General features: G+C 61.1%; 15 protein-coding genes. 9 read left to right on the forward strand and 6 right to left on the reverse strand.

Annotated features, from left to right (window positions below; translation table 11 throughout):
- Nucleotides 1-11 precede the first annotated feature (11 nt).
- The 4 genes from accC to aat all read left to right on the forward strand — a co-directional run bounded on the left by accC (nucleotide 12) and on the right by aat (nucleotide 4007).
- A complete protein-coding gene (gene accC, locus QTA57_RS16970; protein ID WP_290152689.1) occupies nucleotides 12-1358 on the forward strand; it encodes an acetyl-CoA carboxylase biotin carboxylase subunit in 1347 nt (448 codons plus the stop codon).
- Nucleotides 1359-1485: 127 nt separating this feature from the next.
- A complete protein-coding gene (locus tag QTA57_RS16975; protein ID WP_290152690.1) occupies nucleotides 1486-2319 on the forward strand; it encodes a class I SAM-dependent methyltransferase in 834 nt (277 codons plus the stop codon).
- A gap of 195 nt (nucleotides 2320-2514) precedes the next feature.
- Nucleotides 2515-3294: a transglycosylase domain-containing protein gene (locus QTA57_RS16980; protein ID WP_290152692.1), complete on the forward strand. Its 780-nt coding sequence runs from the start codon at nucleotides 2515-2517 to the stop codon at nucleotides 3292-3294.
- 47 nt (nucleotides 3295-3341) lie between these two features.
- Complete coding sequence (aat, locus tag QTA57_RS16985; RefSeq protein WP_290152693.1) at nucleotides 3342-4007, forward strand: leucyl/phenylalanyl-tRNA--protein transferase; 666 nt, start codon at nucleotides 3342-3344, stop codon at nucleotides 4005-4007.
- Here the strand turns inward: aat and QTA57_RS16990 are convergent.
- Genes QTA57_RS16990 through QTA57_RS17000 form a run of 3 tightly spaced genes read right to left on the reverse strand, consistent with a single transcriptional unit; the run spans nucleotide 3971 to nucleotide 5287 of the window.
- Complete coding sequence (locus tag QTA57_RS16990; protein WP_171558269.1) at nucleotides 3971-4426, reverse strand: DUF2155 domain-containing protein; 456 nt, start codon at nucleotides 4424-4426, stop codon at nucleotides 3971-3973. The genes aat and QTA57_RS16990 overlap by 37 nt on opposite strands.
- Nucleotides 4423-4881: an outer membrane lipid asymmetry maintenance protein MlaD gene (gene mlaD, locus QTA57_RS16995; protein ID WP_171558268.1), complete on the reverse strand. Its 459-nt coding sequence runs from the start codon at nucleotides 4879-4881 to the stop codon at nucleotides 4423-4425. The genes QTA57_RS16990 and mlaD overlap by 4 nt, the downstream gene beginning before the upstream one ends.
- Nucleotides 4882-4909: 28 nt before the next feature.
- Nucleotides 4910-5287 carry an NADH:ubiquinone oxidoreductase subunit NDUFA12 gene (locus QTA57_RS17000; protein WP_290152696.1) on the reverse strand — a complete coding sequence of 126 codons (378 nt, stop codon included), beginning with the start codon at nucleotides 5285-5287 and terminating at the stop codon, nucleotides 4910-4912.
- 333 nt (nucleotides 5288-5620) lie between these two features.
- On the opposite strand from QTA57_RS17000, the gene QTA57_RS17005 reads away from it, so the two are divergent.
- Nucleotides 5621-6913 (forward strand): O-acetylhomoserine aminocarboxypropyltransferase/cysteine synthase family protein, encoded by a 1293-nt coding sequence (locus QTA57_RS17005; protein ID WP_290152698.1) that lies wholly within the window; start codon nucleotides 5621-5623, stop codon nucleotides 6911-6913.
- Here QTA57_RS17005 and QTA57_RS17010 read toward each other — a convergent pair whose 3' ends face one another.
- Entirely contained in the window at nucleotides 6914-7612 is a 699-nt protein-coding gene (locus QTA57_RS17010) for an SIMPL domain-containing protein (RefSeq protein WP_290152701.1), read from the reverse strand. It abuts the gene before it with no gap.
- A gap of 164 nt (nucleotides 7613-7776) precedes the next feature.
- On the opposite strand from QTA57_RS17010, the gene QTA57_RS17015 reads away from it, so the two are divergent.
- Entirely contained in the window at nucleotides 7777-9087 is a 1311-nt protein-coding gene (locus QTA57_RS17015; RefSeq protein WP_290152703.1) for a hypothetical protein, read from the forward strand.
- Entirely contained in the window at nucleotides 9084-10490 is a 1407-nt protein-coding gene (locus QTA57_RS17020) for a serine/threonine-protein kinase (protein ID WP_290152706.1), read from the forward strand. Before QTA57_RS17015 ends, QTA57_RS17020 begins: the two co-directional genes overlap by 4 nt.
- Nucleotides 10491-10498: 8 nt before the next feature.
- Here the strand turns inward: QTA57_RS17020 and mgtE are convergent, their stop codons facing one another.
- A complete protein-coding gene (gene mgtE, locus QTA57_RS17025; protein ID WP_290152707.1) occupies nucleotides 10499-11884 on the reverse strand; it encodes a magnesium transporter in 1386 nt (461 codons plus the stop codon).
- A 99-nt stretch (nucleotides 11885-11983) separates the two neighbouring features.
- On the opposite strand from mgtE, the gene guaD reads away from it, so the two are divergent.
- Nucleotides 11984-13267 (forward strand): guanine deaminase, encoded by a 1284-nt coding sequence (gene guaD / locus QTA57_RS17030; RefSeq protein WP_290152710.1) that lies wholly within the window; start codon nucleotides 11984-11986, stop codon nucleotides 13265-13267.
- Between the two features lie 6 nt (nucleotides 13268-13273).
- Here guaD and QTA57_RS17035 read toward each other — a convergent pair whose 3' ends face one another.
- Complete coding sequence (locus QTA57_RS17035) at nucleotides 13274-15037, reverse strand: serine protease (protein ID WP_290152711.1); 1764 nt, start codon at nucleotides 15035-15037, stop codon at nucleotides 13274-13276.
- 171 nt (nucleotides 15038-15208) lie between these two features.
- On the opposite strand from QTA57_RS17035, the gene QTA57_RS17040 reads away from it, so the two are divergent.
- Nucleotides 15209-16144: a glycine--tRNA ligase subunit alpha gene (locus QTA57_RS17040; protein ID WP_290152713.1), complete on the forward strand. Its 936-nt coding sequence runs from the start codon at nucleotides 15209-15211 to the stop codon at nucleotides 16142-16144.

Below are 16144 nucleotides of genomic sequence, written 5' to 3' on the forward strand. Positions count from 1 at the left end.
GCGGCGGGCGCATGTTCTCCAAAATTCTCATCGCCAATCGCGGCGAGATCGCGCTGCGCGTCATCCGCGCCGCGCGCGAGATGGGTGTGGGCACCGTCGCGGTGCATTCGACCGCGGATAGTGACGCCATGCATGTGCGTATGGCCGATGAAGCGATTTGCATTGGCCCGCCGCCGGGCACGCAGAGCTATCTATCCGTGCCGGCGATCATCTCGGCCTGCGAGATCACCGGGGCTGAGGCGATCCACCCGGGTTATGGCTTTCTGAGCGAGAATGCGAATTTCGTGCAGATCGTCGAAGATCACGGGATCAAATTCATCGGCCCCTCGGCGGAGCATATCCGGATGATGGGCGACAAGATCACCGCCAAAGACACGATGAAAGCCCTGGGCGTCCCTTGCGTGCCGGGCTCCGATGGCGGCGTGCCCGATCTGGACGCGGCCCGTGCGGTGGCGGAAGAAACCGGTTATCCGCTGATCATCAAGGCGACCGCCGGCGGTGGCGGCAAGGGCATGAAGCTCGCCCGCTCAGCAGATGAATTGGAAAACGCGTTCCGTACGGCGCGCAGCGAAGGCAAGGCCAATTTCGGCAATGACGAGGTCTATATCGAGAAATATCTCGGGGCGCCGCGTCATATCGAGGTTCAGGTGTTCGGCGACGGGCGCGGCAATGCCGTTCATCTGGGCGAGCGCGACTGCTCACTGCAACGGCGGCACCAGAAGGTGTTTGAAGAGGCCCCCGGGCCCGCGATCACGCCCGAGATTCGCGCCGAGATTGGCGCCACCTGCGCCAAGGCCGTGGCCGAGATCGGCTATGAGGGCGCGGGCACAATCGAGTTCCTCTATGAGAATGGCGAGTTCTATTTCATCGAGATGAACACACGTCTTCAGGTCGAGCATCCGGTGACTGAGGCGATTTTCGGCGTCGATCTGGTGCGCGAACAAATCCGCGTCGCAGCAGGCGAGCCGATGTCCTTCGCACAAGAGGATCTGACCGTGAATGGCCATGCCATCGAGGTGCGGATCAACGCGGAAAAGCTGCCGAACTTCACCCCCTGCCCCGGAAAGATAACGCAATATCATGCGCCTGGCGGTCTGGGTGTGCGGATGGATAGCGCACTTTATGACGGCTACGCGATCCCGCCCTATTACGACAGCCTGATCGCCAAATTGATCGTCCATGGTCGTGACCGGCCCGAAGCCCTCGCACGGCTGAGTCGGGCCCTAGGAGAGTTGATCGTCGACGGCGTAGACACCACGGTTCCGCTCTTTCTTGCGCTTGTCGAAGAAGGAGCCGTGCAAACCGGCGAGTACAATATCCACTGGCTTGAGAAGTGGTTGGAAACCAACTTGGGTTAGGCGGCGATCAAGTCGCGAACATCTGCTTCTAGTCCGTTGGGAACGGGCGACTTGAACCGGGTTCCAGAAGCCGCCATGCGAGTAGACGACACCGCCGGGCTACACCGTAGCAGAGGAGTCGACCAGCGTGTATTCAGATCTGGATGAACTCAATCGGAAACCGGAGCCGTTTTCCCGCTACACAACCGATGTGCTCTGGACCGATCCTTGGATCGCGCAGCAAATGCTGAAAATGCATCTGGACGACAGCACGGACTTGGCCTCGCGCAAGAGCCAGACTATCGACGGCACTGTGGCATGGATTGACCGGAAAATCGGCCTGTCTGGCAAGAACGTCTGTGATCTGGGTTGTGGGCCGGGTCTTTATGCAAGGCGGATGGCGACAAGAGGCGCCAGGGTGACTGGCGTCGATTTCTCGGTCGGTTCCCTCGACCATGCCAGAACCGAAGCCGCCGCCCATAAACTGGATATCGAATACCGAAAAGCAGACTATCTGATCGACGATCTGCCCGACGAGCAGGATATCGTCAGCCTGATCTGGTGTGATTTCTGCACGCTTTCACCTCAGAAGCGACGCGCTCTTCTGGAGCGGATTAAAGCCATGCTGAACCCCGGCGGTACGTTTGTTTTCGACGTGTCGACCACGCCGCAATTTGAAGAACGCGCCGAGGTGATGACCTATGGCCGCCGTCCCATGGGAGACTTTTGGTCACCCGATGACCATTTCGGTTTTCAGACCACCTTTCTGTATGAGCGCGACAAGATCGCTCTCGACCGTTATCTGATCGTGACGCCGGAACGCCGGTTCGAGATTTTCAACTGGATGCAGTACTTCGATCCCGAGACGATCTCGCGCGACGTGCGCGAAGCGGGAATGGTCGTAACGGCACTTCTTGATGTCAGGACCGGAGACCCCTGGACGCCAGAAGCAGGGGAGCTTGCCGTTGTCGCACGGGTTTGAAGCGTGGTTCCGTCGCGATTTGGAGCGTAAGTCCGGTCCGTCCGCAAAGCGGACTCTGGGCGACCTGGAACAGTCCACCATCTTTGCGAAAAACATCCGGGATTTTTTCACATCACCGCCCTTTCATCCCACCAATGCCCTATGAACGGTGACCAACCCTCCGCCCGACGCTGAGGGCCGATTTCAAGGACAGTCATGAAAAGAGTATTCAAGATAGCAACGCTCGCACTCGGCCTCTTCTTTGCCGGGGTGCTCGGCTACGGCGCTTTTGGATTTTGGGATGCTGTTCGTCAGTCGGATGAATACGCAACGCGCGCGAATGCTCTGATTGCAGATGGACGGGGGCCGGAGGACTTGGGTGCCGAACGCCTCCGACAGCTCATTTTGGTGCAGGATCCTGGCTATCTGGAACATGGCGGCATTGATCTTTCCACAGAAGGGGCCGGTTTGACGACCATTTCCCAATCCGTTTCCAAACGACTGGGCTTCGAGGAATTTCGCCCGGGCATTGGCAAAATACGCCAGACCGGTTTCGCTTTCGGTCTGGAGAGCCGTCTGAGCAAAGAGCAAATCCTTGCACTCTGGCTTGATACTGTCGAGATGGGGCTCGGTCCCGATGGGTGGATGACGGGCCTCTTCCATTCCAGTCAAAGCATCTATGGCCGACCTCCTTCGGAGCTTTCCGATCAGGAATATCATCGTCTTTTGGCTGTCCTTATCGCACCAGGCCAATATCGATTGCTTGAAGAAGATGAAGCGCTCGCGGATCGCGCGGCTTGTATCAGGGTATTGCCGCCCCGACGGCCAGAGAGATGTCTGGCTGGACGGTTGCGCTTAGGGCCTGCACGCCCTGAAAGACGCACCGGACCAGGTTTTCATCAGCATGAGAGTTGGCGTTTTCCGTTCAAGGACCAACGGAAAACCCGCCTTGCAAAACGGACCTTCGGTGACCGAAAACACCCGACCTATCTTTAAGAAAAACATGCGAGATTTTTTCGCGGCACCGCCTTATCATCCCATCAATGCCCCATGATGTGCGCCCCACCCACCGCCCGGCCCTGACGGCCGATCTTCTGCTCCGCGCTTATGCGGCGGGTATTTTTCCGATGTCAGAGGGGCGCAACGACCCCGATCTCTTCTGGGTCGATCCGCAGCGCCGGGGCATCCTGCCGCTTGATGGGTTCCACATGTCGCGCAGCTTGGCGCGGCGGATCAAGGCCGAGCCGTTTGATATCCGGGTGAACAGCGATTTTGCCGCCACCGTAGAAGGGTGCGCAGATCGGGAAGAGACGTGGATCAACGCCGAAATTTTCGCGCTCTATCAACAACTTCACGCCGCAAGTTACGCCCATTCCCTCGAAGTCTGGGATGGGACGGAATTGGTTGGCGGTGTCTATGGCGTCACGTTGGGGGCTGCGTTTTTTGGCGAAAGCATGTTCTCGCGCAGGCCAGATGCGTCGAAAATCGCGCTGGCCTATCTGGTCAGCCGCCTGCGCTATGGCGGGTTCCAACTGTTCGATACGCAGTTCGTAACCGACCATCTGATCCGGATGGGCGCGGTAGAGATACCACGCGCTGACTATCACAAACGTTTGGAACGCGCCTTGGGATGGGCGGCTGATTTTCTAGCGCAACCGATGCCAGTTCCGGTTCAGGACGTGTTGCACCTGAGAACCCAGACATCATAGCGCGGGTGCTCAAGCGCGACGAGCGCGGGGCTGGACGCGACCATCCAGCCGTCAAACAACTCTGTGCCTTCCAAATCCAACACCTGGACATGGGCGAAGGCGTCCGACGATGGATTGTCGATCGGATAGCGGCATTCGAACATCCGGATCGCAATCCGGCCAAAGACCACAGCCTGCCCGTTGGAAAGCTCAATATCCGTTGGCCGACCCAAGGTCTTGTCGAGCGCGCGCAAGATCGCGCCATCGGCCGGGGCAACATTTGGCGCCGAAACAGATGTCGACGCGTTCAGATTGGGCCGCTGCTCCAACCGCACGCCATCGCCAAGGTCCTGCAGAAAGGTCCCCAGATCATCATTCTGCTGCGCACCGGTCGTCAGCGGCCACAGCGCGAGTGTCAACGCGATCAGGGCAAGCCTCATTGGGAACCGGTCCCATCGCCGCCGACATACCGCAAGAGAAGCGTGATCAGGCTGACCGAGCTTTGCGTGTCGATGATCTCCCCACCCTCTTCCAATGCGAAGGGCGACCCGCCCGGCACAATCTCAACAAAGGCCCCGCCCAATAGGCCTTCGGAGGCAATCGAGATCGCACTATCGTCAGGGATCTCGATGCTATCGAGCACCGTGAAGGTGGTGTCGGCGCGATATGTCGTCTCATTAAGGGACAGGTCGGTGACCGACCCGACGCGGACACCCGCAAGACGGACATCGGTGCCAACGCCAATCCCCTCAACCGAGCGGAACGATGCGGTCAGTTCATAGCTCCCGGTATCGCGCTCAAACCCCGTGGCCTGCACGGCATAGACGAAAAATCCGACCGCTGCGGCCAGGACAACGCCGCCCACGGCGATCTCGGTGGTGGTGTTTTCAGACATCGGACGCTCCCTGCGCTAAGCCATCAGCTTATTCCGGGCTCCAAGCCTCATAGTCCCGCCGCTCTTCTGGTTCGGCCCGGCGAAGCGATCCTGCGGGGGCATAAGCTTCGGCGGTTCCCGTCAGGTTTGGCAGATGCGGCTTTTCCCAGGGCTTATGCACCACGGGCCGGTCTGTTGGCGGCTCATCCCAGGTATGATGCAGCCACCCATGCCATTCTGGGCTGACTCGGCTGGCCTCGGCCTCACCATTGAAAATCACCCAACGGCGACTGCCATCCTTGGTTTGGTAGAAGATATTGCCGGCCTCGTCTTCGCCAACCTTCCGCCCTTTGCGCCATGTCAGAAGCTGCGTGCCGATGGTTTGGCCATGCCACCATGTCACAAGACGTTTCAGGAAAGTGAGCATCGGGGCCTCCGGATCAGGCATAAGCACGTTGCATCGGTAATGCCGTAACCGACGGCGGAGGTCTAGGGGCAAAGGCATACACCGATGTCGCGGGCACTCTGACGCCGACTGCCGTCTGGCGATACTCCTAATCATGAGCGTCGAGGCAAAGCGTTCAAAACACTGGCTCTCAGCGAGACGGTTTTTCTACCCGGGCAAAGGATCGACAAACCCTCGTCCTCCCCGGCCAACCCGACAAGCGCACATGTTCTTTATGAATGTGATGACGTTGTCGCATTGTCCGGCTTGCCCTAAAGCTGTCGCCAACCACTGCTTTTCCAGGGAGGAACACTCATGACTGACGGACCCAGCTACGGCTTCGACACACTGCAAATTCACGCCGGTGCCCGGCCCGACCCGGCCACAGGCGCGCGGCAGACGCCGATTTATCAGACCACGGCCTATGTGTTCCGTGACGCCGATCACGCCGCCGCACTCTTCAACCTACAAGAGGTCGGCTACATTTATTCCCGCCTGACCAACCCCACCGTTGCCGTTCTCCAAGAACGCCTGGCGACGCTGGAAGGCGGCGTCGGCGCGGTGTGCTGTTCCTCAGGCCATGCCGCGCAGATTATGGCGCTGTTCCCACTGATGGAGCCGGGTCGGAATGTCGTTGTATCGACCCGACTTTATGGCGGTTCTGTCACACAGTTCAGTCAGACCATCCGGCGCTTCGGCTGGTCCGCGACCTTTGTGGATTTCGACGATCTGGACGCGGTGCACGCGGCGATTGATGAGAACACCCGCGCCGTCTTCTGCGAGAGCATCGCCAATCCCGGCGGATATATCACCGATCTGCGCGCGATCGCGGATATCGCCGATGCGGCGGGTCTTCCGCTCATCGTCGATAACACTTCGGCCACCCCTTATCTCTGCCGCCCGATTGAACAAGGCGCGACGCTGGTCGTGCATTCGACCACGAAATACCTGACTGGCAATGGCACCGTCACCGGCGGCTGCGTTATCGACTCGGGCAATTTCGATTGGTCCGCATCGGACAAATTCCCGTCGCTCAGCGCGCCGGAGCCTGCCTATCACGGTCTAAGGTTCCACGAGACCTTTGGGCCCCTCGCCTTCACCTTCCACGGCATCGCCATCGGATTGCGCGATCTCGGCATGACGATGAACCCGCAAGCCGCGCATTACACGTTGATGGGCACCGAGACGCTCAGCCTGCGTATGGAGCGCCATGTGGAAAACGCGGTGAAAATCGCGAAATGGCTCGAAGCCGACCCGCGCGTCGATTTCGTGACCTATGCCGGACTTGAAAGCTCCCCCTATTACAGCCGCATTGAGAAGGTCTGCCCGAAAGGCGCTGGTGCGCTTTTCACCTTCGCAGTGAAAGGCGGTTATGAGGCCTGTGTGAAACTCGTCGACAGTTTGGAGATATTCTCCCATGTGGCCAATCTGGGCGACACACGCTCGCTGATCATCCATTCGGCCTCGACCACGCACCGGCAGCTTACGCCGGAACAGCAGGAAGCCGCAGGCGCGGCACCGAATGTGGTGCGGGTCTCTATCGGGATCGAGAATGCCGAGGACCTGATCGCCGATCTGGATCAGGCCCTGGCCAAAGCGACAAGCTAACTAGCCGTCGATTTCATAGATGATGGTCACCGTCGCCGAGACGGTGACCTCGCCCTCGGCAATTGGCACGGCATCGCGGGCCAACATGCCAAATTCTGCCCTGCCCGCCGGGCTCATGCCGCCGGTGCTATCCTCAATGCGGTGGATACCGACAATCTCGACCTCTGCGGCCCCGGCCAGTAACGTGGCGCGCGCTTGCGCATCGGCCACGGCCGCCAAGCGGGCCTCTTCAGTCACCGGGTCGGGATCGCTGAGCCCGAAGGACAATCCGCGCATCGTATTCGCGCCTTGCGCGGCTACAGCATCCAGCACATCACCCAGTTTCTCCAAATCGCGGACGCGGACGGACAATTCATTGGTCGCGGTAAACCCGGTGATCTGACGATCTCTGCCATCCGAGATACTGGACATGTGGTCAGACCAGATCGGATGGATTGAAAGCTGCGAAGTTTGAATGTTTCGCGCCTCAATGCCGGCGGTGCCAAGCGTGTCCAAAACCGCTGCCAGATCAGCGCTGTTGGCCGCCAGCGCCGCGCCAGCCGTTTCCGCTTCGGTCACGACGCCAAGCCGTAGGGTCGCCATATCTGGCGTCACGGCGATCTCGCCCTGGCCATGAATCGTCATCGTCGCGATCTCTTCCGCCGAAGCGACCGCTGCGCCGCCTAGGAAAACCGCCATGCTCAGAACAAGATATTTCATCTTTGGAATGCCTCTTTTGTCATATCGAAATCCACCCTAGGATGATCTTCGCCGGTCCGCATCCGAGATGTGTTGCGTTGTGGTTTCCACAAGCGATTTCCTGCTATAAAGATCGGCGTTAGGGAGGAGCCGCTGCCCGGTGGCTCCGTGGATTGAGGTCACCCGTGACTGTCGAGTTTGCGCTGTTTCTGTCGCCGGAAGGCATAGCCTTGGCCCATCGCCAGGAGGCGGGCCATTGGGCGCTTATCGGAGATACCGGGTTGGATGTGCTCGATCTGGGCGGTGCGCTTGCCGAGTTGCAGGCCCTGGGCGAAGCCCGTGGCGGGACAGATTTTCCGACACTCTTGATCCTGCCAGACGATCAGATCCTTTACACTGAGCTGGATGGTCTTGGCGGGTCTGCCAGCATCCCTGGCAGGTTGGAAGGTCTGACCCCTTATGAGGTGGCCGATCTGGCCTATGACTGGCGGGATCTGGGCGGTGGACGCGCCGTCTTGGCCATCGTTGCCCGCGAAACGCTGGATGAGGCAGAGGGGTTTGCCCGCGAGCACGGGTTTAACGGTGTTGGCTTTGCCGCATCGCCGCCGGTCGAGAAGTTCCCCGGCGTGCCATTGTTTCAATTGGCCGATGATGCCAAAGGGCTGGACCTGCCGGATACCGGCTTGGCGATTGGTCCAGATACCTGGACACCGCCCGCACCCGAACCGGACCCAGTGCCAGAACCCGAGGTCGTGCTTGAACCGGAAGTGTTGTCACCAGTTCTGCCGGAACAGGAACACTCCGCAGAAGATATGTCGGAATCAGCCGATCCGCAGGAGCCATATCAGGAAGATGACCCAGCGCCCGCGGCAACCGACGCCGATGTAGGGACGGAACCTGAACCATCAGACGATGCGGACAGCGATACGCTCGCGCCGGTGATGAAATCCCGCGCTCCGCGCCGATCCCAGCAAGAACCGCCGCTACAGATGCCAAGCGGTTTCGGTGCCAGACGCGGCAAGGCCCCTGCGCCCGATGCCGAGCCGGGCCGCTTGGTTGGTACAAGACCAAGCCGCATCGGATTGACCAACGTTCCGCAAGAAGCGGAACAAGCGCAATCAGCCGCCCAGCCGGGGGACGACACGCCGCCGACGCCCAGCACTGGCCTGACCGCAGAGCCGGTCGAGCCACAATCAACCGACACGCCCACCGGCATTTCAGCACCCACGCGGTCTCCCGCGGCTTACGCCAGCAGCGTGCCTGGCCGCCGCCTATCACCGGCAGCGGACACGCGAATGGGCAACCCGTCGCCCGACGCCCCCGCAACCGATCAGAGAGAAGATGCAGCGCCCATCGCCGCTCTCACCGCCGGGGCTGGCCGAACGAAACCAGCAGACACCGATCCCGCAGCGGGAGACCCATCGATAATGGGGGGCTTCTGGCCCGGCGCGCACCATCTGGCACAGGCCCGTCGTTCCGCACGGGGCTTGTTTTGACACTGGTTCTGTTGCTGATCTTGGCCCTGATCGCCGTATGGTCGGCGCTGTTTTTGCCCGACAGCACGGTGGCCAGGTTGTTGGGTCGCACCGCTCCCGATGTGGAGATTGCCACATCACCCGAGCATTCGGCCCCATCGGCCACCGTCAGCGCCCCGGCATCGGTGGACCGGAACGACACGTTGGCGCGACTCGACCCAGAGGCAGACGCGCTGCCGGACCCCGTTGAACCCACCGCCGCGCCGGACCTCAATGACGTCGATACCCAGGCCGACCTGCCAGATATCGACGCCGATATTGATCTCGGCCCGACACCAGTCGATCCAGAAACGTTGCTGCCGTCCGCCGAAGAAACAGAGGCGCTCTACGCCTCGACCGGGATCTGGCAGCGCCCACCAGAGCAGCCGATTTTCGTTGATCCCGGCCTGGAAGATGAGATCTACATGGCCGCCATCGACCCGGTTGTCGTGACCCATGATGCGCTTGCCATTCCGGCGCCGGACGTGATCCCTGAGGTCACTCGGAGCTATGCCTCGCCCGCCCCGTTCGGTACCAGTTTTGCCCTCGGCCCCGATGGTCTGGTCATACCAACACCAGAGGGCGCGACGACGGCGGATGGCGTGCGGATCTTTGCCGGCACACCGTCGATCCAACCGGTCCCCCGTGCAGGCGGACCCGACCCAACGCCGGCGGAGGGCGAAGCAACACAGCCTGATCTTGATGTGAATGCGACCCTTTTGGCGGCCTTTCAACCCACGCCCCGTCCTGGCGATCTTGCCGAACGGCGCGAGCGCCAACGTCTCGGCGGATTCACGATCAGCGAACTGTCCAGCCGACGCCCAACCGAGCGGCCGCCATCGGTGCAGCAATTGGCGCTAGCCGCCCGCACGCTCGCAACCGAGACGACACCGGAAGCCTCAAGCGGCACACCAGGCGCGACCTTTGACGCCAATGCTCTGACGGGGCGCAACACCACGGATGATGCGCAGATCATTCAAGCCAGCGGCTTGGCTGTCGCCTCCTCTCGCATGCCCGCGATCCGTCCGGGCGATATCGGGGAGATCGTCGCACGGGCCACCCGCAGCACTGCAAGCAGCGGCGCCAGCACGGCGGCCGTTCAACAAGCCAGCGCGCCGGCAACCGTGCAACCATCCATCCCCTCAACGGCTACCGTTGCACGGGCCGCCACGGATCGGAACGCGATCAACCTCCGCAATGTCAATCTAATCGGAGTCTCTGGCACGCCGTCGAACCGCCGCGCATTGGTGCGTTTGCCTTCGGGTCGGTTTGTGCGGGTTGGCGTTGGCGATCGGGTCGATGGCGGTCGGGTGGCTGCGATTGGCGAAGACAGTCTGCAATATGTGAAAAACGGTCGGAACATCACTTTGGACATTCCGGGCTGACTCAGCCGCTACAAAAGCACCAAGACCGCCAGTCCGAGAAACGCGAAAAAGCCCACCACATCAGTCACGGTGGTCACAAACGCCCCCGATGCAAGCGCCGGATCAACGCCGAACCGATCAAGCGTGACGGGCACCAAAATACCCGCCAGCCCCGCGACCAAGAGGTTGATCACCATAGCCAAGGCAATCACGCCACCAAGCGCCATCGAGCCAAACCAGATCAGCCCAACCGCCCCCATCACGACCGCGAAAATCAGTCCGTTGATCAAGCCGACACCAGCTTCTCGCACGATCACCCGCATCAAGTTGGAGCGAGTCAAATCCTTGGTCGCAATGGCGCGGACGGCGACCGTCAGGCTTTGTGTCCCCGCATTCCCGCCCATCGAAGCGACGATCGGCATTAGTACGGCCAGCGCCACCAATTGTGCAATCGCCGCCTCAAACTGCGCAATCACCAGAGACGCCAGGATCGCCGTGACGAGGTTCACCGCAAGCCAAGGGAACCGCCGCCGGGTTGTATCGATGATCCGGTCGCTGAGCCTGCCCTCGCCCACACCCGCCAGGCGCAGGATATCCTCTTCGGCCTCGGCATCCAGAACCGCCATCGCATCATCAATTGTGATGGCGCCCACCAAACGACCATCATCATCGACAACCGGGGCCGAGATGAGGTGATATTGGTTGAAGGCGTACGCGACTTCTTCCTCCGGTTGGGTCGCCGGGATGACCCGAAAACTGTCTTCGGTGATCTCGGTCAGTTCCGTATCACGCGGCGTGGACAACATCCGGCCAAGCGTCACATAGCCGGTGGGTTTCATCCGCGGATCGACCAGGATCACATGATAGAATTGCTCCGGCAAATCGGCTTTGTGATGCCGCAGATGATCGATCATCTCGCCGACGGTCCAATGCTCAGGCGCGCGCACCACCTCGCGCTGCATCAAACGGCCAGCAGAGTCCTCCGGGAAGCTCAGCGCCTCTTCGACGGCGGCCCGGTCGGCATCGTCCAGCGCGCCGAGGATGGCCTCTTGCTGGTGATCTTCGAGGTCCTCGACCAGATCGACGACATCGTCACTGTCAAGCTCACGCACCGCCTCGGCGAGCACATGATCGGGCAGGAAGGAGATCACCTCCTCGCGGAGGTTTTCATCCAGTTCCGAGAGCACTTCGCCGTCGACGCCAGCGGACCATAGATGCAAGAGCGCCTCACGCTCGGCGCCGGAAATCTGCTCCAAAAGGTCCGCGATATCCGCCGGGTGGAGCGGCTCCATCAACGCGTCGATAGCGGCCAAATCCTCCGCCAGCACCGCGCGGCGCACCTGCCCGCGCAGCGATTCATCCAGCGCGTAGCTGTCTTTTTCCTCTAACAGGATGTCATCCGCCTCGTCCGCCATGCCCGACCTCACCTGACATCTTTCGCTTTTGGCCTAACATAGGCCACGCCTCATCGCTATGACAGGCGCGGGAAAAACTGCAACCATCAGGTGCGCGAGATGTCCGACATACTCCTTCTGGGCCAGACCCTTCGCTTCACCGGCGACCCGTTTGCCGAGCATGCAGAGGCGGCCAATCACACGCGTCATGGCGCGGTATTGCTCCGCGATGGCCTGATTGCTGAGGTCGGCACCGCTGACAGCTTGCGCGCGGCGTATCCGGCGGCGGCAGTCGTCGATCATGGTGATGCGCTGATCTTGCCGGGCTTCATCGACGCCCATGCCCATTATCCGCAGACCGCAATCATCGCCTCGTGGGGTCTGCGCCTGATCGACTGGCTGAACCGCTATACCTTCCCCGAAGAGATGCGCTTTGGCGACCCGGCCTATGCTACCGAGGTCGCCGCGCGGTATTTCGACCTGACGCTTGCGGCGGGCACCACGACGGTCGCCAGCTATTGTACGATCCACGCCGAGAGCGTCGATGCGTTTTTCGGCGAAGCCCAAGCCCGGGGCGTGCGAGCGCTTGCGGGAAAGACCTGCATGGACCGGAACGCGCCGGACGGACTCCGCGATACCGCTCAATCAGCCTATGACGACAGCAAAGCCCTGTTGGAGCGGTGGCATGGCCAGGGCCGGCTCAGCTATGTGATCACGCCGCGGTTTTCGCCAACCTCGACGCCGGAGCAACTCTCGGCCCTGGGCGCGCTTTGGGCCGAGCACCCGGAGTGCTTGATGCAGACCCATTTGAGCGAGCAAACAGACGAGATTGCTTGGGCCAAATCGCTCTTTCCGGAGGCGCGCGATTATCTCGACACCTATGAGCAGCACGGGCTTCTCGGCCCCGGCGCGCTCTTTGGGCATGCGATCCATTTGGAGCCGCGCGAGATTGACCGCTTGGCAGAGGTTGGCGCGGCGCTGATCCACTGCCCCACCTCGAACACGTTCATCGGCTCAGGGCTCTTTGATATGGCGCTCACCGCGCGGTTGCGGGTCGGTCTGGCGACGGATACCGGCGGAGGCTCGTCCTTCTCCATGCTGCGCACCATGGCGGCGGCGTATGAGGTCGCCCAGTTGCGCGGCCAAGCCTTACACCCAAGTCAGCTTCTCTGGCTGGCAACGCAAGGCTCGGCCAAGGCCCTTGGGTTGGAACATCAGATCGGAACTCTAGCGCCAGGCATGGAGGCCGATCTGATCGTGCTGGACCTCACTTCAACGCCAGCCATTGCGCAACGAGCGGCCCGCGCCGATGATATTTGGGAGGCGGTGTTCCCGACGATCATGATGGGCGATGACCGCGCAATTGCACAGACCTATATCGCCGGGAAGCCGGTCAAAGCCTGACGCGGTTCAGTTCCAGCAACTCACCAAGACGGTCATATTCGCACCAAGCCGGGCCAAGGCCTCACGGCCCAGCGCTTGCCCGCCCGGGGCCATAGCGGGCGTGATCCCTGCCTCAGCCAGAACCGTGTTCAGTTGATCTCCGCGCAGCGCGAAACTGACCCCTTCGGGCAGCGCCCGGCCCGAGCCATCGCCCGGCAAAACCATGCCAAGCACGGCGCCAGTTGCGTCCAGAACCGGGCCGCCCGCCTCACTCTCCGCTGCTGAGATGTCCAGCCGCTGAATGGTATCTTCGCCATTCAAACCGCTCAGATCCGCCAAGGTCCCGAAGGTCAGCGAGGCGGTGCTAAGCGCGCCGTTGAATGGGAAACCCGCCACGGCAATGTCAGAGCGAAGCCGCGCCGGTGCAGGCGCGAAAGTCGCGTAGGACATCGGTGCAAGCTGGCTCCGCGGCCGCAAAACCGCGAGGCCCAGATCATCATTGCGATAGGTCAGTTCCACCTCATGCACGTCGTCGATCAAAAGCCGTGTGCACTGGCCGATCACCTCGGTCGTGGTCAAAACCGCGCCCTCTGCACTGATATAGAAACCTGAGCGGCTGATATCCGGGCGGCGCACCTCCAGACCCGAGACGAGATCGATGCCCTGCTCCGTGGTCGGATCGGTCGCCCCAGGGTCCAGCGCCCCGTCGAGGAAGGTCAGGCTCTGCTCCATCATCGGCAAAACGCGCGCCATCTGCGCGTCGCGTTCCGGTGTCCAGATCAGCGAGAACCCTTTCACTTGGCCGTCTTGCAGCCGCGCCGCGGTGTGCGACCGCAGACTGGCGCTTTGGCCGGTCAGAACGAAACTGTCATTCCGCCGTTCACGCTCGCCTTCCAACGGCACAACCTCGAGCGTTTGCATGATTTCATAAAGCCCCGCGAGCGTCGCGCGGTTGCCGGTTTGCGAGATCAGCAAGACTTGAACACCGGAATTGTCGCGGCTCGTGAAATGCACAAACGGGTATTCGTACCGGTCAAATTGGATCATCGCCATCGGCAGGTTGATCTCGATCCCGGCGCGTTCATCCCGCACCGGTTCCATTCCAAGCGCCGCCAACTCACCAGCATAAGCGTCCAACAACTGCGCCCGTTGGCGCGTGGTCAAGATGCCGGTCGGCTCAAACCCATTTGCCGTTTGCCAATCCGTCATGGCGCGGCGGGTGCCGGGGCCAAACGCCCCATCGATGCCCGAATTGTAGAACCCAAACCACTGCATCGCGATCTGTAATGCTTCACGTGCGGGGCGATCCAGCGCGCGTTCGGACTGCCGCGCCTCGGACACGGTTTCATCCAAAGGGGCCGCCGGCACGATCGGCGCCGCTGGCTCAGCCGTGACGACGGGCGCGGTTGGCGTCGCCGGCGTTACCGGCTGCGCCGTCAGGGTATTGGCACCTATGGGCCAGAATTGCTGCCGATAGATGGTGCCCAATTCGATATAACTGTCGCGTGGGATCAATCCCTGAGCCTGGAGGGCGCGCAACTGTTGATTGGCATCTGCCGGGCCGAAGGGCCCAAGCGCGACCGCATACCAACCGGAGGCCAGGCGGTAGCCGTTCACATTGTCGATCAGCCGTGAATAGGCCCGCACCCGGCTCTCGGCGGTGGCCAGATCGGGATGCGCCTCGATCTGCACCCAAACGCGTTCCTGTGCCGCCGCACCACCGGCGGCAAATGCCGCCACACATAAAGCAATCCCAATCGCAAGACAGACCTGCGTAAAACCGCGTTTCATCAAAATAGACCCCGTATCGTCGGTTATCCGGGCCATAATGCCCGTTTCTTATCGGCGGCAAACTACCAAAGCCCACAGGATTCGCACTCGAAATATGCGCGGCGCGGCAATTGACCCTCGCGGGGGGCACACGTATGGAAGCGCGAGCCTGTTCAACCCCGGAATCCTGCCATGTCTGCGCTTGTCCACCCGAAGAGTTTTCAGGAGATCATCCTGAGGCTGCAAAGCTATTGGGCCGAAAAGGGCTGCGCGATCATGCAGCCCTATGACATGGAGGTCGGCGCGGGCACGTTTCACCCGGCCACGACGCTCCGCAGCCTTGGCTCGAACGCCTGGGCCGCAGCCTATGTACAGCCGTCGCGGCGACCGACCGATGGGCGCTATGGCGAGAATCCGAACCGGTTGCAGCACTATTATCAGTATCAAGTGCTGATCAAACCCTCGCCGCCCGATCTACAGGCGCTCTATCTCGGCTCCCTTGAGGCGATCGGGATCGATATGGCGCTGCATGACATCCGCTTTGTCGAGGATGACTGGGAAAGTCCAACACTGGGCGCCTGGGGCCTTGGTTGGGAGGTCTGGTGCGACGGGATGGAGGTGAGCCAGTTCACCTATTTCCAACAAGTCGGCGGTCATGACTGTAAGCCGGTTTCGGGCGAGCTGACTTATGGGTTGGAACGCTTGGCGATGTATGTGCTGGGCATCGATCATGTGATGGATATGCCGTTTAACGACCCTGCCGCACCGATCCCGCTCAGCTATGGCGATGTATTCCGCCAGACAGAGCAAGAATACAGCCGTTGGAACTTCGATGTCGCCAACACCGATGTCCTCCTGAAGCAGTTCGAAGAGGCAGAAGACGCGTGCCAAGCCATTCTCGCCGAAGAACATCACGACCCAAAGACCGGCAAACGGATCGTCATGGCGCACCCCGCCTATGACCAATGCATCAAGGCCAGCCATATCTTCAACCTGCTTGATGCGCGCGGCGTGATCAGCGTGACCGAGCGGCAGGCCTATATTGGCCGCGTCCGGGCGCTGGCAAAACAATGCGCCGATGCGTTTGTGATGACCGAGGCGGGCGGTTGGACCCCTGCGGTCGCATGA

The sequence above is a fragment of the Fontisubflavum oceani genome, assembly GCF_030407165.1.
In the GTDB taxonomy this organism is placed as follows: Bacteria; Pseudomonadota; Alphaproteobacteria; order Rhodobacterales; family Rhodobacteraceae; genus Rhodophyticola; species Rhodophyticola oceani.

What these genes read in the sequence shown, in the direction of transcription:
- accC (WP_290152689.1), top strand. Translation starts at nt 12, where the DNA reads ATGTTCTCCAAAATTCTCATCGCCAATCGCGGCGAGATCGCGCTGCGC.
- QTA57_RS16980 (WP_290152692.1), top strand. Translation starts at nt 2,515, where the DNA reads ATGAAAAGAGTATTCAAGATAGCAACGCTCGCACTCGGCCTCTTCTTT.
- aat (WP_290152693.1), top strand. Translation starts at nt 3,342, where the DNA reads ATGCCCCATGATGTGCGCCCCACCCACCGCCCGGCCCTGACGGCCGAT.
- QTA57_RS16990 (WP_171558269.1), bottom strand. Translation starts at nt 4,426, where the DNA reads ATGAGGCTTGCCCTGATCGCGTTGACACTCGCGCTGTGGCCGCTGACG.
- mlaD (WP_171558268.1), bottom strand. Translation starts at nt 4,881, where the DNA reads ATGTCTGAAAACACCACCACCGAGATCGCCGTGGGCGGCGTTGTCCTG.
- QTA57_RS17000 (WP_290152696.1), bottom strand. Translation starts at nt 5,287, where the DNA reads ATGCTCACTTTCCTGAAACGTCTTGTGACATGGTGGCATGGCCAAACC.
- QTA57_RS17005 (WP_290152698.1), top strand. Translation starts at nt 5,621, where the DNA reads ATGACTGACGGACCCAGCTACGGCTTCGACACACTGCAAATTCACGCC.
- QTA57_RS17010 (WP_290152701.1), bottom strand. Translation starts at nt 7,612, where the DNA reads ATGAAATATCTTGTTCTGAGCATGGCGGTTTTCCTAGGCGGCGCAGCG.
- mgtE (WP_290152707.1), bottom strand. Translation starts at nt 11,884, where the DNA reads ATGGCGGACGAGGCGGATGACATCCTGTTAGAGGAAAAAGACAGCTAC.
- guaD (WP_290152710.1), top strand. Translation starts at nt 11,984, where the DNA reads ATGTCCGACATACTCCTTCTGGGCCAGACCCTTCGCTTCACCGGCGAC.
- QTA57_RS17035 (WP_290152711.1), bottom strand. Translation starts at nt 15,037, where the DNA reads ATGAAACGCGGTTTTACGCAGGTCTGTCTTGCGATTGGGATTGCTTTA.
- QTA57_RS17040 (WP_290152713.1), top strand. Translation starts at nt 15,209, where the DNA reads ATGTCTGCGCTTGTCCACCCGAAGAGTTTTCAGGAGATCATCCTGAGG.